The organism is Serratia plymuthica NBRC 102599 (assembly GCF_001590925.1).
Taxonomy (GTDB): Bacteria; Pseudomonadota; Gammaproteobacteria; order Enterobacterales; family Enterobacteriaceae; genus Serratia; species Serratia plymuthica.
In genome coordinates this window covers 178,027-193,405 of the sequence record NZ_BCTU01000005.1, presented here as the reverse complement: position 1 = coordinate 193,405, position 15,379 = coordinate 178,027, and the positions used below count along the sequence as shown (strand labels likewise).

13 protein-coding genes are annotated in these 15,379 nt (G+C 59.3%); 9 read left to right on the top strand and 4 right to left on the bottom strand.

What is annotated here, in order from left to right; translation table 11 throughout:
• Positions 1-6: 6 nt before the first annotated feature.
• The 3 genes from SPL01S_RS04365 (at position 7) to kdsA (ending at position 2,141) form a co-directional block, all read left to right on the top strand.
• The gene (locus SPL01S_RS04365) at positions 7-405 is read left to right on the top strand and encodes a SirB2 family protein (protein ID WP_063197797.1); all 399 of its coding nucleotides are present in this window, start codon (positions 7-9) and stop codon (positions 403-405) included.
• The gene (gene sirB1, locus SPL01S_RS04360; RefSeq protein ID WP_004943232.1) at positions 402-1,211 is read left to right on the top strand and encodes an invasion regulator SirB1; all 810 of its coding nucleotides are present in this window, start codon (positions 402-404) and stop codon (positions 1,209-1,211) included. Before SPL01S_RS04365 ends, sirB1 begins: the two co-directional genes overlap by 4 nt.
• A 75-nt stretch (positions 1,212-1,286) precedes the next feature.
• Entirely contained in the window at positions 1,287-2,141 is an 855-nt protein-coding gene (kdsA, locus tag SPL01S_RS04355; protein ID WP_004943235.1) for a 3-deoxy-8-phosphooctulonate synthase, read from the top strand.
• 48 nt (positions 2,142-2,189) lie between these two features.
• Here kdsA and dauA read toward each other — a convergent pair whose 3' ends face one another.
• The 4 genes from dauA to SPL01S_RS04335 form a co-directional block, all read right to left on the bottom strand.
• The gene (dauA, locus tag SPL01S_RS04350; RefSeq protein ID WP_063197795.1) at positions 2,190-3,878 is read right to left on the bottom strand and encodes a C4-dicarboxylic acid transporter DauA; all 1,689 of its coding nucleotides are present in this window, start codon (positions 3,876-3,878) and stop codon (positions 2,190-2,192) included.
• A gap of 231 nt (positions 3,879-4,109) precedes the next feature.
• Positions 4,110-4,595, bottom strand: a complete 486-nt coding sequence (locus SPL01S_RS04345) for a heme-degrading domain-containing protein (RefSeq protein ID WP_004943239.1) — start codon at positions 4,593-4,595, stop codon at positions 4,110-4,112.
• A gap of 119 nt (positions 4,596-4,714) precedes the next feature.
• Entirely contained in the window at positions 4,715-8,194 is a 3,480-nt protein-coding gene (mfd, locus tag SPL01S_RS04340; protein ID WP_063197793.1) for a transcription-repair coupling factor, read from the bottom strand.
• A 238-nt stretch (positions 8,195-8,432) separates the two neighbouring features.
• Positions 8,433-9,416: a threo-3-hydroxy-L-aspartate ammonia-lyase gene (locus SPL01S_RS04335; protein ID WP_063197791.1), complete on the bottom strand. Its 984-nt coding sequence runs from the start codon at positions 9,414-9,416 to the stop codon at positions 8,433-8,435.
• 86 nt (positions 9,417-9,502) lie between these two features.
• On the opposite strand from SPL01S_RS04335, the gene SPL01S_RS04330 reads away from it, so the two are divergent.
• From SPL01S_RS04330 to cobB, 6 genes are all read left to right on the top strand, one after another.
• Positions 9,503-10,144 (top strand): helix-turn-helix transcriptional regulator, encoded by a 642-nt coding sequence (locus tag SPL01S_RS04330; protein ID WP_063197789.1) that lies wholly within the window; start codon positions 9,503-9,505, stop codon positions 10,142-10,144.
• Between the two features lie 246 nt (positions 10,145-10,390).
• Positions 10,391-11,593, top strand: coding sequence for a lipoprotein-releasing ABC transporter permease subunit LolC (gene lolC, locus SPL01S_RS04325; RefSeq protein ID WP_004943249.1), 1,203 nt, complete (start codon positions 10,391-10,393; stop codon positions 11,591-11,593).
• Positions 11,586-12,290 (top strand): lipoprotein-releasing ABC transporter ATP-binding protein LolD, encoded by a 705-nt coding sequence (gene lolD / locus SPL01S_RS04320; RefSeq protein WP_006324815.1) that lies wholly within the window; start codon positions 11,586-11,588, stop codon positions 12,288-12,290. Before lolC ends, lolD begins: the two co-directional genes overlap by 8 nt.
• Positions 12,290-13,537 (top strand): lipoprotein-releasing ABC transporter permease subunit LolE, encoded by a 1,248-nt coding sequence (lolE, locus tag SPL01S_RS04315; protein ID WP_063197788.1) that lies wholly within the window; start codon positions 12,290-12,292, stop codon positions 13,535-13,537. The genes lolD and lolE overlap by 1 nt, the downstream gene beginning before the upstream one ends.
• Before the next feature lie 55 nt (positions 13,538-13,592).
• A complete protein-coding gene (gene nagK, locus SPL01S_RS04310) occupies positions 13,593-14,510 on the top strand; it encodes an N-acetylglucosamine kinase (RefSeq protein ID WP_063197786.1) in 918 nt (305 codons plus the stop codon).
• A gap of 11 nt (positions 14,511-14,521) precedes the next feature.
• Entirely contained in the window at positions 14,522-15,358 is an 837-nt protein-coding gene (gene cobB, locus SPL01S_RS04305) for a Sir2 family NAD+-dependent deacetylase (RefSeq protein ID WP_063197784.1), read from the top strand.
• Positions 15,359-15,379: the final 21 nt, after the last annotated feature.

Below are 15,379 nucleotides of genomic sequence, written 5' to 3'. Positions count from 1 at the left end.
AGCGATATGGCAGTCTACACGGCGTTAAAAAATCTGCATCTGTTGACGGTCGCCCTCAGTATTGCCTTGTTTGTCTCGCGTTTTTTCTGGAAGTGGCGCAATTCGGCCATGCTGAACAAGCGCTGGGTGAAGATAACGCCGCACGTTAATGATACGGTGTTGTTCGCCAGCGGCATTGCGCTGGTGGTGATGTTCAAGCTTTATCCGCTGCTGGGCATGGACTCATGGCTGACCGAGAAGCTGTTTGGCGTTATTATCTATATCCTGCTTGGCTACGTCGCATTGGGCAAGAAGACCAAAAGCCAGAACCTGCGCACTTTGGCGTTTGTGCTGGCGTTGGGCTGTCTGTACCTGATAATTAAACTTGCCACGACGAAATTACCCTTTCTGATGGGATACTTATGAGTAGCATTGCTGATTTTGAATTTAACACCTCGCTGCTGAGCGAGGGCGTAATCCTGGTATCGCAGTCGGTGCGGCGTGATTTCCCCGTCGCCGAAGTCGAACGCAAGCTGCAACAGCTGGTCGACGACGCGCGCGCGGCCATGCCGCAGGATCTCAACCAGGAACAGCAACTTGACGCACTCATTGAGCTGTTCTTCAAAACCTGGGGTTTTGGCGGTGCAGGCGGCGTGTATCGCCTGTCCGACGCTATCTGGCTCGACAAGGTGCTGGAGGGGCGTCAGGGTACGCCGGTCTCGCTCGGCACCATTTTCCTGCATATCGCCCATCATCTCGATTTGCCGCTGTTGCCGGTTATTTTCCCCACCCAACTGATCCTGCGTGCAGACTGGCTGGATGAAGAAATGTGGTTGATCAACCCGCTGAACGGCGAAACGCTGAACGAGCATCAGTTGGAAGTGTGGATCAAGGGCAATCTGGGTCTGGGCGCTGAGCTGGAAGACGACGATCTCGATGAATCAGAAAACGTCATGGTGGTGCGTAAAATGCTGGATACGCTGAAAGCCTCCCTGATGGAAGAAAAACAGATGGAATTGGCCCTGCGCGCCAGCGAAACGGTGCTGTGCTTCGATCCGGACGATCCTTACGAGATCCGCGACCGTGGGCTGATCTACGCCCAGTTGGAATGCAACCATATCGCGATTTCCGATCTCAACTATTTTGTCGAACAGTGTCCTGAAGATCCGGTCAGCGAAGTGATCAAAGTGCAGATCCACTCGATTGAACCTAAACAGGTTACGCTGCATTAATTCATTTAAAATACCCGGTGAATTTCAAGCCGCGGCCTGGAAGGCGACGGGTATAACATCAACAAAGGCGAAAGCATGAAACAGAAAGTAGTTAGCATTGGCGACATCAACGTAGCGAACGATCTGCCGTTTGTGCTGTTTGGCGGGATGAACGTGCTGGAATCGCGCGATTTGGCGATGAGCATCTGCGAGCACTACGTCACCGTGACGCAAAAACTGGGCATTCCTTACGTTTTCAAAGCCTCTTTTGATAAAGCCAACCGTTCTTCCATTCACTCGTACCGTGGTCCGGGTCTGGAAGAGGGGATGAGAATCTTCGAAGAAATCAAAAAAACCTTCGGCGTGAAAATCATCACCGACGTGCACGAAGCGTCACAGGCGCAGCCGGTATCCGAAGTGGTTGATGTTATCCAACTGCCGGCCTTCCTGGCGCGCCAGACCGATCTGGTTGAAGCTATGGCGAAAACCGGCGCGGTGATCAACGTCAAGAAGCCACAGTTCGTCAGCCCAGGCCAAATGGGCAACATCGTCGACAAGTTCAAGGAAGGCGGTAACGATCAGGTGATCCTGTGCGATCGCGGCAGCAACTTTGGCTACGATAACCTGGTGGTCGACATGCTCGGCATCAACGTGATGAAGAACGTGACCGGTGGCCACCCGGTGATCTTCGACGTTACCCACGCCCTGCAGACCCGTGACCCGTTTGGCGCCGCTTCCGGCGGTCGTCGTGCGCAGGTTGCCGAACTGGCGCGCGCCGGTATGGCGGTAGGTCTGGCCGGTCTGTTCATCGAAGCGCACCCGGAGCCGAACAGTGCCAAGTGCGACGGCCCATCCGCGTTGCCGCTGGACAAGCTGGAGCCGTTCCTGGTGCAGATGAAAGCCATCGACGATCTGGTGAAGAGCTTCCCAGAACTGGATACCAGCAACTAAGCCGGTTTCCGCGTCTAAAAAAGCCCGACTCGTCGGGCTTTTGCTTTTTTAAGCGTCCAGCGCCGCCAGCGCTTCCGGCAGCGTTGAATAGAAATGCAATTTTCCCTCGATCGGTTGCACCCGCGCCCGCGCCAGCGTTTTCAACGGCTGGAACGGAATATCGGTGATCGCCAACTGCTTGCCTGCGGGCAAGGCCTCAATAAAACGTTGCAGGGCGGTTAAGCCCCCGGCGTCCAGCACCGGCACCGCGTCCCATTGCAGCACAATCACGTCATAATTTTCACTGCGCGCCAGCAATTCATTAAAAATGCGCTCGGCGGCGGCGAAGAACAGCGGGCCGTTCACTCTCAGCACCAGGCGGCCGTTTTCGGCACTCAGTTCGCTCAACCGGGTCATGCGCGCAATGCGGCGCATAAACAGCAGCGAGGCCAGCACTATGCCCACGGTAATGGCGATCACCATATCGAACAGCACCGTCAGCGACATGCACAGCAACATCACCAGAATGTCGTCCTTCGGCGCTCGGCGCAGCAGATAAACCACCTTGTGCGCTTCACTCATGTTCCAGGCCACCATCAGCAACAGCGCCGCCATCGCCGACAACGGCAACCAGGATAGCCACGGCGCCAGCACCAGCAACGCCAGCAGCACCAGCAGCGCATGGATGATGGCGGCCACCGGCGAGGTAGCGCCGGCGCGCACGTTGGCCGCCGAACGGGCGATGGCGGCGGTGGCGGTAATGCCGCCAAAAAACGGCGCGATGAGATTGCCCGCGCCCTGGCCGATAAGTTCGGTGTTGGAGTTGTGTTTTTTGCCGGTCATGCCGTCCAGCACCACCGCGCACAGCAGCGATTCAATCGCGCCCAGCATCGCCATGGAAAACGCCGCCGGCAGCAGGGCGGAGAGGGTCTGCCAGCTCAGCGGCATCGGCTTGCCGTCAGCGGCAGGCAGATCCCACGGCAGCATCAGTTGCGGCAAGATCGGCGGGATGCCGTGCCCGCGGCTGCCATCGGCCAGCAGGTAACTGAAACGGGAACCGATGGTCGCCACCTGATGGTCAAACAGCGCCAAAATGCCCATGACCGCCATCCCCGCCAGCAGCGCGGGCAGGTGGCCGGGCACCCGCACGCCGAGCTTCGGCCAGAGCACCAGTATCAGCAGCGTGACCGCGCCGATCAAGGTATCGCCGATATCCAGCGTCGGCAGCGCCTGCAACAGGGCGTAAACCTTGCCGACATAATTTTCCGGCATCACTGCCAGTTGCAGACCGAAGAAATCCTTCACTTGCAGGGTGGCGATGGTGATGGCGATCCCGGAAGTAAAGCCTAGCGTGACGGACAGGGGAATATATTCAATCAGCCGGCCGAAGCGAGCCAACCCCATAATCACCAGAAACACGCCGGAAAGCAGGGTAGCGATCAGCAGGCCGGAAAGGCCGAACTGCTGCGATACCGGGTAGAGGATCACCACAAAGGCAGCGGTGGGGCCGGAGACGCTGTAGCGCGAACCGCCGCCGATGGCGATGACGATGCCGGCGACTGCCGAAGTGTAAAGTCCGTACTGGGGGGGCACGCCGCTGGCGATCGCCAACGCCATCGCCAGCGGGATGGCGATAATGCCGACGGTGACGCCGGCGATGGCGTCTTTAAGCAGGCGTTGCAGGGAATAGGGTTCTCGCCAGCAGGCGTCAATCAGCGCGCTGAACGGCCGGATGCCGTTAATTTCATGCGTTTTCATCTAAGGTGCGGACCAAGTCTATAAAAGAGAACGGAATGGCGGGCCAGGTAAGGTCCGTCTCGAATAGCTGATAGACAGACTACGCCAGTTGCAGCGGCGATTCCTAGATATACATCAAACGGACGCAGAAAATCGGAGTTACGCTATTTTGGTTGGGTGGGGTAAGCGGGAAAACCAGACCGGCCGCGGGTAAGGCGGCCGGTCTGGTAAATATAAAGAGACTTTTACCACTTAATGCACCGAGGGCAGGGATAAACCGAGAAAATGTGCCAGCGTGCCGACCAGCAGGTTATGGTCCTCCAACTGCGGTGAGCCGGAGATGCTCAGGGTGCCGATGCAGCCTATGCCCGCCAGATTGATGGGAAAAGCGCCGCCGTGCACCGAGTAGTCACGCACGCTCAGGCCATAGCGCTCCTCCAGCGTCGCCTGCCGCTGTTGCAAGCGCAGGCCGATAGCGTAAGAGCTTTTGTGAAAGTGATTCACCACGTTGCGTTTGCGCCGCACCCAGTCGGCGATGTCCGGCGTGGTGCCAGGCATCGCGTAATAGAACAGCGTTTGCCCGGCCAACTGGATTTCGATGGCGATACTCAAACGCCGCTGCTCTGCGGCGGTCTTCAGCGCCGTGCCCAGTTCCCAGGCGGTTGCATGGTCAAAATGGCTAAAGGTCAGCGTGGCTTCCTGTTCGCTGAGCGCACGCAACTCATCATCAGTATTCATGGCTACCCCCGTTAATCTTGGCTGCGGACAGAGTATCCCGAACTGAAAAAACGGGATAGACAGCTTGGCGATAACTTAGAACCGCAGCCGGGCAATATAGCTGCCGCCGGTGCCGACAGTCAGGCCGCCAACGTATGCTCGCGGAATGCGGCCAAGAGCTCCTCGGTGAACTTCAGGCGCTTTTGACGATCGGTCAGGTCCAGCATGAACTTCAGCTTGGTCGGCCCATCCAGGCGATAAATTTGCGGATTGCTCTGTAGCAGGCCAATCAGGTAACCCGGATCGACCCGATTCTTCTCGCCAAACTCGATAAACCCGCCGCGCTCGTTCCCCTCTATGCGCTTAATCCCCAGTTTCTGCGCATGTTGGCGCAGCGCCGCGCTTTGCAACAGGTTGCGCGCCGGATCCGGCAGCAGGCCGAAGCGGTCAATCAGCTCTACCTTCAGTTCTTCCAGTTCGCCGTCGTTTTTCGCGCTGGCGATGCGTTTATAGAACGACAGACGGGTGTTCACGTCCGGGATAAAATCGTCCGGCAGCAGGGCCGGCATGCGCAGCTCCACTTCGGTTTGGTTGCTGGTGAGATCTTCCAGCGACGGCTCGCGCCCGTTTTTCAATGCGTCGACCGCGCTTTCCAGCAGCTCCATGTACAGCGAGAAGCCGACGGTGGTCATCTGCCCGCTTTGATCTTCACCCAGCAGCTCGCCCGCGCCGCGGATCTCCAGATCGTGGGTGGCCAATGCAAAGCCTGCGCCGAGATCTTCGAGCGAAGCGATGGCTTCCAGCCGTTTGTGCGCGTCGGTGCTCATGGCCTTTGGATTCGGTGTCAGCAGATAGGCGTAGGCCTGATGGTGCGAACGGCCTACGCGGCCACGCAACTGATGCAACTGCGCCAGCCCGAAGCGATCGGCGCGCTCGATGATAATGGTATTGGCGCTAGGAATATCGATGCCGGTTTCGATAATGGTGGTACAGACCAGCACGTTAAAACGCTGGTGGTGGAAATCGTTCATCACCCGTTCCAGATCGCGCTCGCGCATCTGGCCGTGGCCAATGGCGATACGCGCTTCCGGCACCAGCTCAGCCAGTTTCTCCGCGGCCTTCTCGATGTTCTCCACGTCGTTGTACAGATAGTAAACCTGGCCGCCGCGCAGCACTTCACGCAGGATCGCCTCGCGAACCACCAGGCTGTCGTACTCGCGCACGAAGGTTTTCACCGCCAGGCGGCGGGCCGGCGGGGTCGCGATAATCGACAGGTCGCGCATGCCGCTCATCGCCATATTCAGCGTACGCGGGATCGGCGTGGCGGTTAGCGTCAGGATATCCACATCGGCGCGCATCGCCTTGATGCGTTCTTTGTGGCGCACGCCGAAACGGTGTTCTTCATCGACGATCAGCAGCCCCAGATCTTTCCAGCGCAGATCGCTCTGCAACAGTTTGTGGGTGCCGATAATAATGTCCACTTTGCCGTCGACGGCGTCGTCCATGATCTGTTGCTGCTCTTTGGCGCTGCGGAAACGCGACATCATCTCGATGCGAATCGGCCAGGTGGCGAAGCGATCGCGGAAGTTGTCGAAGTGCTGCTGCGCCAACAGCGTAGTGGGCACCAGCACCGCCACCTGCTTGCCGTTTTCCACCGCCAGGAAGGCCGCGCGCATCGCCACTTCGGTTTTGCCGAAGCCGACGTCGCCGCACACCAGCCTGTCCATCGCCAGCGGCTGGCACATGTCGCTCAGCACGGCGTTGATTGCCTGTTCCTGGTCTGGGGTGGTTTCAAACGGGAAGCTTTGACAGAACAGCTGATACTGTTCGCGGTTGTGTTTGAAGGCGAAGCCGGATTTGGCGGCGCGCTGGGCGTAAATATCCAGCAGCTCGGCCGCCACGTCCCGCACCCGTTCCGCAGCTTTCTGCCGCGCGCGTGTCCAGGCGTCACCGCCCAGCTTGTGCAGCGGCGCGTTTTCATCTGCGCCACCGGCATAGCGGCTGATCAGGTGCAGCGAAGAAACAGGCACATAGAGTTTGTCTTCACCGGAGTAGGACAGGATCAGGTATTCGGCCTTGATGCCGCCGGCTTCCAGCGTCGTCAGGCCAACGTAACGCCCGACGCCGTGCTCCAGATGCACCACCGGCTGGCCGGGGTGCAGCTCCGCCAGGTTGCGGATCAGGGTATCGGTATTGATGGTGCGGCGATTGTCCTGCCGGCGGCGGCTGACGCGTTCGCCGAGCAGGTCGCTTTCGCAGATCAGCGCCCGGTTGCGCATGCCGTCGAGGAAACCGCGTTCCGAGGCGCCGACCATCATATAGCGACCGGCCGGTTCGGCCTGATCGAGATGTTGAATCAATGACGTGCCGAGTTTGATGCGGCCGAGCAGGTCTTGCAGCGTTTCGCGGCGGCCCTCGCTCTCGACCGAGAAAATCACGCTGCCGTCAAAGCTTTCTATAAAGCGGCGCAACTGGTCCAGCGGCGCTTTATTCTGGGCTTGCACCGCCAGGTCCGGCAGCGCGCGATAGTCCAGATTGGTGTTGCCGGCTTTGGCCGGCAGCGCTTCGGTTTTGAGTGCCATGCGCGGCCAGGCTTTCAATTCGCCAAACAGCGCGTCAACCCGCAGCCACAGGCTGTCCGGTGCCAGCAGCGGGCGCATCGGATCGACGCGGCGGCTTTCGTAACGCTGGTTAACGTCCAGCCAGAAGCGCTCGGCGGCGCTCTCCAGGTTGCCGGTATTGACGATCAGCGTGTTGGCCGGCAGGTAGCTGAACAGCGACGGCAGCGGCTGGCTGAAAAACAGCGGTTGCCAGTATTCGATGCCGGCCGGCCAGGTGCCTTTGCTCACCTGCTGGTAAATATGTTCGGCGTCGCGGCGCACCTCAAACTGCTCGCGCCACTGGCTGCGGAACAGCTCGATGGCGGTTTTGTCGGTCGGGAATTCATGGGCCGGCAGCAGGTTGATGGCTTCGACTTCGCTCAGCGTGCGCTGGGTGTCGACGTCGAAGATGCGCAGGCTGTCGATTTCATCGTCGAAGAAATCGATGCGGTAAGGCTCTTCGCTGCCCATCGGGTACAGATCGAGCAGCGCGCCGCGGGTGGCGAACTCGCCGTGCTCCATCACCTGATCGACGCTGCGGTAGCCGGCTTGTTCCAACTGGGCGCGCAGTTTTTCGCGCGACAGGCGCTGGCCCTTTTTCATCACCAGCGCGTGGCCGTGCAGGAATTCGTGCGGACAGACGCGCTGCATCAGGGTATTGACCGGCAGAATGATGACGCCGCGCACCATGGTCGGCAGGTGGTACAGGCTCGACAGACGGGCGGAGATAATCTCCTGGTGAGGCGAGAAGCTGTCGTAGGGCAGGGTTTCCCAGTCGGGCAGCGTGGTCACCATTTGATCGGTAAACTGCTGGATTTCGTCGCGCAGTCGCAGGGCGTTCTGCATGTCCGGGGCGATCAGCATCACCGGCCCGTTATGACGTTCGACGATCTCGGCGCACTCCACGGCGCAGGCCGCGCCGGTTAGTTGCCCCAACTGGCGCAAATCGCCTGCGCGATCGGGCAGGGAATAACGGGAGGATGACGATGCAGAACGGTTACGGTTATCGGAGGTGCTCATTAAGGTATCTTTAATCAATGTGTTAAATTTCGCCCTGGCACAAATAACAAAGCGCCTTTACCCGGTAATACTAGCCCACTGGCCAGCAAACTGACATAGGTAAAAGCGCCATATCCGTCGTCTTTCAAGTTGCAGCGCCGCTGGTGGCATTTATGGCCAATGCGGGCGCAGCATGGCGTGCGCCCTCTCGGGTTTGGGCGAACGGGGCGGCTGGGGGAACGTTAACCCACCGAAGGTATTATTCTTGCGCGCCCATCGCGAAGTATTGCGCGATTTTATCCACATCGACATTGCCACCGCTGACAATCACCCCGACTTTTTTACCGCGCAAATCCAGCAGCGAATTCATTGCCGCCGCTGCGGCCAGGCACCCTGTGGGTTCGACCACCATTTTCATCCGTTCCATAAAAAAGCGCATTTGCCGGCACAGCTGCGCGTCGGTGACCGTCAGAATATCCTCTACGTACTGCTGGATGATCGGGAAGGTGAGTGTGCCCACCTGCTGAGTTTGCGCGCCATCGGCGATGGTTTTCGGCACCGGAATGCGCACCGGTTGCCCGTTGCGAAAAGCCTGCTGCACGTCGTTGCCTGCCTGCGGCTCCACGCCGTACACCCGGCAGCCCGGCGACCAGTGGCGGGCCGCTATCGCACTGCCGGAAAGCAGGCCGCCGCCGCCGGTAGACACCAGCAACACGTCCAGCGGGCCGACCTCTTCTATCAGCTCTTTGGTGGCGGTGCCTTGGCCGGCCATCACCTGCGGGTAATCATAGGGAGGGACGATCGCCAGGCCATGCTCTGCGGCCAGGCGCTGGGTAATCTCTTCGCGGTTCTCGCTGTGGCGTTGGTAAATCACCACGTTGGCCCCGTAGCCGCGTGTCGCCGCCAGCTTGGTTTCCGGCGCGTCGTTCGGCATGACTATGGTGACGTTGACGCCCAGCTCCCGCGCCGCCAGCGCCATTGCCTGCGCGTGGTTACCGGAGGAAAAGGCAATTACTCCGGCCTTGCGCTGCGCCTCGCTCAGTTGCGCGATCGCGTTGTACGCCCCGCGGAACTTAAAAGCCCCGACGCGCTGGAAGTTCTCGCATTTGAAGAACAGTTGTGCGCCTGTGAGGTTGTCGGCCTGATGCGACGTCATGACCGGCGTGCGGAGGGCATGTCCGGCCAGAATTTCTGCGGCGGCAGAGATATCGGCGGCGGTGATACAGTGGGGCGTTGAACTCATGGCGACCTCGCATGGATGAAGGGGGGATTGATTGTCCGGGATTTTTAATTTACTCTTTGTAAAGTTTTTGTCAAACGGTTAAGCCAATGAGCGATCTCAGGCAGGAAAATGCGCTATTGCTGCGCGAAGCGGAAAAAATTGTCCAGGCGCTGGGCATGATGTTTGCCCCCAGTTGCGAAGTGGTATTGCACGATCTGACACAGCCGGAGCATGCTATCGTCGCCATCGCCAATAATCTGTCGAACCGCAGCATTGGTGACGCCGCCAGTGAAATGGGGCTGGAGCGCATTGCCTCGCCGGACTTTCCGGACGTGGTACAAAATTACGCCAATGCCTTCCCGGACGGGCGCCCGGCCAAGAGCACGTCGATCGGTCTGCGCAACAGTGAAGGCACCTATGTGGCGGCCATCTGCCTCAATCTGGACGTCTCAATCTTCAACAGTGTCAACGCCATTCTGCAACAACTGACCGCGGTAGTGCAGAGTGCGCCGCAGCCGGCGGCGGAGGGGGCCCGTTCTCTGTCGGATATCGCCGCCGTGATCAACAACTTTGCGGCGTCGCACGCTACCCAGCCGCGCGCGCTCTCTTCAGAGCAACGTTATCAAGTGATCCAGTTATTGAAGCAGCAGGGCTATCTGCAACTGCGCGGGGCCGCCACCATGGCGGCGGAGGCGTTGGGCATTTCACGGGTGTCGGTTTATAACCTGTTAAAGCGGGATGCCGGTTAACGACTTGCCGTCTTTCAGGCTGCAGCGTTCAACGCTGTTCCTGACAGAACCCGTGGGGGAGCGAATACATTCGCCCCGGTTGAAACGGGTGCAGCCTGCAGCATCCTTACGCAAAGCTCTGGGGCAGATGCTGCGGCGCAATGCGCAATAGGCGGAATAAAAGGCGTCTGGGTGGTTCCCTAAACGAGGTATAGCCTTTATTATCCTTGATCACTTTGCTTAAGCTACGGCAACAAAACGGATTTCATGTATCAACCTGTCGCGTTATTCATTGGCCTGCGCTACATGCGCGGGCGAGCCTCAGACCGCTTCGGGCGGTTTGTCTCCTGGCTGTCCACCATCGGCATTACGCTGGGGGTCATGGCGTTGGTCACCGTTTTGTCGGTGATGAACGGTTTTGAAAAAGATCTGGAAAACAACATCCTTGGCCTGATGCCTCAGGCGTTGATCACCAGCCCGCAGGGGTCGATCAATCCCCAGCAGATCCCGGCCTCGATGGCGCAGGGATTGCAGGGCGTCAGCCGCGTTGCGCCGCTGACTACCGGCGACGTGGTGCTGCAAAGCGCCCGCAGCGTGGCGGTCGGCGTGATGCTCGGGGTGAACCCGGACGAAGCCGATCCGCTGACGCAGTATCTGGTTAACGTCAAACAGCAACAGTTGCAGCCGGGCCAGTACAATATCATCATCGGCGAACAGCTTGCCGGGCAATTGGGCGTCAAACGCGGCGACCAGCTGCGGGTGATGGTGCCGAGCGCCAGCCAGTTCACGCCGATGGGCCGCATTCCCAGCCAGCGCCTGTTTACTATTATCGGCACCTTCCACGCCAACAGTGAAGTGGACGGCACCCAGATGCTGGTCAATCAGCAAGACGCTTCCCGCCTGATGCGCTACCCGGCCGGCAATATCACCGGCTGGCGTCTGTTCCTGCAACAGCCGCTGACGGTCGATACCCTCAGCCAGCAGAAACTGCCGCAAGGGGCGCAATGGAAAGACTGGCGTGAACGCAAGGGCGAGCTGTTCCAGGCGGTACGCATGGAGAAAAACATGATGGGGCTGCTGCTCAGCCTGATCGTGGCGGTGGCGGCGTTTAACATTATTACTTCGCTTGGCCTGCTGGTGATGGAGAAGCAGGGCGAAGTCGCCATTCTGCAAACCCAGGGCCTGACCCGCCGGCAGATCATGTCGGTGTTTATGGTGCAGGGCGCCAGCGCCGGCATTATCGGTTCGCTGCTCGGCACGCTGCTGGGCGTGCTGCTGGCCACCAACCTGAATAACCTGATGCCGATCCTCGGCGCATTGATTGACGGCGCGTCGCTGCCGGTGGCGGTCGATCCGCTGCAGGTGACGATTATCGCCGTGGCGGCGATGGCGGTATCCCTGTTGTCCACGCTTTACCCTTCATGGCGCGCTGCCGCCGTACAACCCGCTGAGGCTTTACGTTATGAGTAACCATCTTTTGCTGCAGTGCGAAAACCTGTGCAAGACCTATCAGGAAGGCAATCTGCATACCGACGTACTGCGTAATGTCAGCTTTGCCATGCAGCCGGGTGAGATGATGGCGATTGTCGGCAGCTCGGGTTCCGGTAAAAGCACCCTGTTGCACCTGCTGGGCGGTCTGGATTCGCCAACCTCCGGCGAAGTGATCTACAAAGGCCAGTCGCTGAATACCCTGTCGTCGGCGGCCAAGGCTGAACTGCGCAACCGTCAGTTGGGCTTTATCTATCAGTTCCATCACCTGTTGCCGGACTTCACCGCGTTGGAAAACGCCGCCATGCCGCTGTTGATCGGCGGCATGAAACCGGCTCAGGCGCAGGACAAGGCGCTGGAAATGCTGACGGCGGTCGGGCTGGAAAAACGCAGCAAACACCGGCCTTCGGAGCTGTCCGGCGGCGAGCGTCAACGCGTGGCGATCGCCCGTGCGTTGGTGAACAACCCGTCGCTGGTACTGGCGGACGAACCGACCGGTAATCTCGACAAGCGCACCGCCGACAGCATCTTTGATCTGCTCGGTGAGCTGAACGTGCGTCAGGGCACCGCCTTCCTGGTGGTGACCCATGACTTGCAACTGGCCAAGCGCCTCAGCCGCCAGCTGGAAATGGCCGACGGCCACCTGCAGGCTCAACTGACCCTGATGGGAGCCGAGTAATGGCGGGTGCGTCACTTTCCCTTTTGACGGCGCTGCGCTTTAGCCGGGGCCGCAAGCGCGGCGGCATGGTGTCGCTGATTTCGGTGATCTCCACCATTGGCATTGCGCTGGGCGTGGCGGTGTTGATCGTCGGGCTGAGTGCGATGAACGGCTTCGAACGCGAGCTGAAAAACCGTATTTTGGCGGTAGTGCCTCACGGCGAGATTGAACCGGTGAAACAGCCGTTCAAAGACTGGTCGTCAATCTTGCAGCGGGTAGAAAAGGTGCCGGGTATCCTGGCTGCCGCCCCCTATATCAACTTTACCGGCCTGATGGAAAACGGTGCGCAACTGCGGGCGGTGGGCGTTAAAGGGGTCGATCCGCAGCAGGAAAGCCAGCTCAGTGCACTGCCTAAATACGTGCAGGGCGATGCCTGGGCCAACTTCAAAAGCGGTGAGCAGCAGGTGATCCTCGGCAAGGGCGTGGCCGATGCGTTGGGCGTGAAGCAAGGCTCCTACGTCACGGTAATGATCCCCAACAGCGATCCGCAAATGAAGCTGTTGCAGCCCAAACGCATCCGTCTGCATGTGACCGGCATTCTGCAACTGAGCGGCCAACTGGACCACAGCCTGGCGATGGTGCCGCTGGCCGATGCCCAGCAGTATCTGGATATGGGCGACAGCGTGACCGGTATCGCGATTAAAGTTAATGACGTGTTTGCCGCCAACAAACTGGTGCGCGACGCGGGCGAAGTCACCAATTCCTACGTCTACATCAAGAGCTGGATCGGCACCTACGGCTACATGTACCGCGATATCCAGATGATCCGCGCCATTATGTATCTGGCGATGGTGCTGGTGATTGGCGTTGCCTGTTTCAACATTGTCTCCACGCTGGTGATGGCGGTGAAGGACAAGAGCGGCGATATCGCCGTGCTGCGCACTTTGGGCGCCAAAGACGGTTTTATCCGTGCGATATTTATCTGGTACGGCCTGCTGGCCGGGCTGGTGGGCAGCGTCAGCGGCGTGGTGGTCGGGGTGATAGCTTCGCTGCAGTTGACCAACATCATCAAAGGATTGGAAAAACTGATGGGGCACTCGTTCCTGTCGGGAGATATCTACTTCATCGACTTCCTGCCTTCCGAGCTGCACTGGCTGGACGTAGTGATTGTATTGGCGACCGCATTGGTGCTCAGCCTGTTGGCCAGTTGGTATCCGGCCAGGCGCGCCAGCCGTATCGATCCGGCGCGCGTGTTGAGCGGACAATAACGAAAATCAGGGGTAGCGGAAACGCCACCCCCTTTTTTTAGCCTGAGGGTGGGTTATGTACTACGGTTTCGATATGGGCGGCACCAAAATTGAGCTGGGCGTGTTTGATGCGGATCTGAATCGCATCTGGCAAAAACGGGTGCCGACGCCGCGTGACGATTACCGGCAATTGCTGACCACGCTGCGTGACCTGACCCTTGAGGCGGATGAGTTCTGCGGCCAGCGGGGCAAAGTGGGTATCGGCATTCCGGGGTTGCCCAATGATGACGGGACGTTGTTCACCTCCAACGTCCCGGCGGCGATGGGGCAGCCGCTGCCGCGCGATTTGGCGGCGCTGATTGGTCGCGACGTGCGCGTCGACAACGACGCCAACTGTTTTGCGTTGTCGGAAGCCTGGGACGAAGAGTTCCGCAATTATCCGACTGTGCTGGGCATTATTCTGGGCACCGGGGTGGGTGGCGGGCTGATCGTGGAGGGCAAAGTGGTGTCCGGGCGCAATTACATCGCCGGTGAATTTGGCCACTTCCGCCTGCCGGTCGACGCGCTCGAGGTACTGGGGCGTGATATACCTCGCGTTGCCTGCGGTTGCGGTCATCAGGGTTGCATCGAAAATTACATATCGGGCCGCGGTTTTGAGTGGATGTACGCTCACTTTTATCAGCAGCACTTGCCTGCGCAGCAGATCATTGCGCATTATCAGGCAGGCGAGCCGCAGGCGGTGGCTCACGTTGAGCGTTTTATGGACGTCCTGGCAATATGCCTGGGGAATTTGCTGACCATTATCGATCCGCATCTGGTGGTGATCGGCGGCGGGTTATCGAATTTTGAAGCGATCTACCAGGCGTTGCCACAACGATTGCCGGCGCACTTGCTGCGCGTGGCCAAGCTGCCGCGGATCGAGAAAGCACGCTACGGCGATGCCGGCGGCGTGCGCGGGGCGGCGTTCCTCAATTTGGAAAACAGGGAAAGGTAAGGAGAGAGTTAATGCACACTCGCCATCGGTTGTGTCAGTTTCGTAAGAGCAAGCATGTGCTGCATCAGCGCTTTCGTTCTCGTATTTTCCATCGCGACACCATGGCGGCGGCCGAGCTGAAAAAGCCGTTTGTGGTGGTGTTGACCGGGGCCGGTATTTCGGCGGAATCGGGTATCCGCACCTTCCGCGCTGCGGATGGGCTGTGGGAAGAACACCAGGTGGAGGATGTCGCTACGCCGGAAGGCTATCAGCGCGATCCGCAACTGGTGCAGGCGTTTTACAATGCGCGCCGCCAGCAACTGCAAATGCCGGAAATCGCGCCTAACGCCGCGCATCGCGCGCTGGCGGATTTGGAAGCCTGGCTGGGGGATAACTTCCTGCTGGTGACGCAGAATATCGATAACCTGCATGAACGCGCCGGCAGCAAACGGGTGCTGCATATGCACGGCGAATTGCTGAAAGTGCGTTGCACCAGCTCCGGGCAAGTATTTGATTGGCCGGAAGATCTCAGCGTGGACGAACGCTGCCATTGCTGCCAGTTCCCGGCACCGCTGCGCCCGCACGTGGTGTGGTTCGGCGAAATGCCGCTGGGCATGGACGAAATCTATCAGGCGCTGGCCAAGGCCGACTTTTTTGTCGCTATCGGCACTTCGGGCCATGTTTATCCGGCGGCCGGTTTTGTCCACGAGGCCCGGTTGGGCGGGGCACATACCATGGAACTGAATCTGGAACCCAGCCAGGTGGAAAGTCAGTTCGATGAAAAACACTATGGCCAGGCCAGTGAAGTGGTGCCGCGCTTTGTGCACAAATTCCTGGTAGGGAAAGTCGAACGGGCCGATCGGCCCTAATCTGCAGTTCAGAGCGCACCC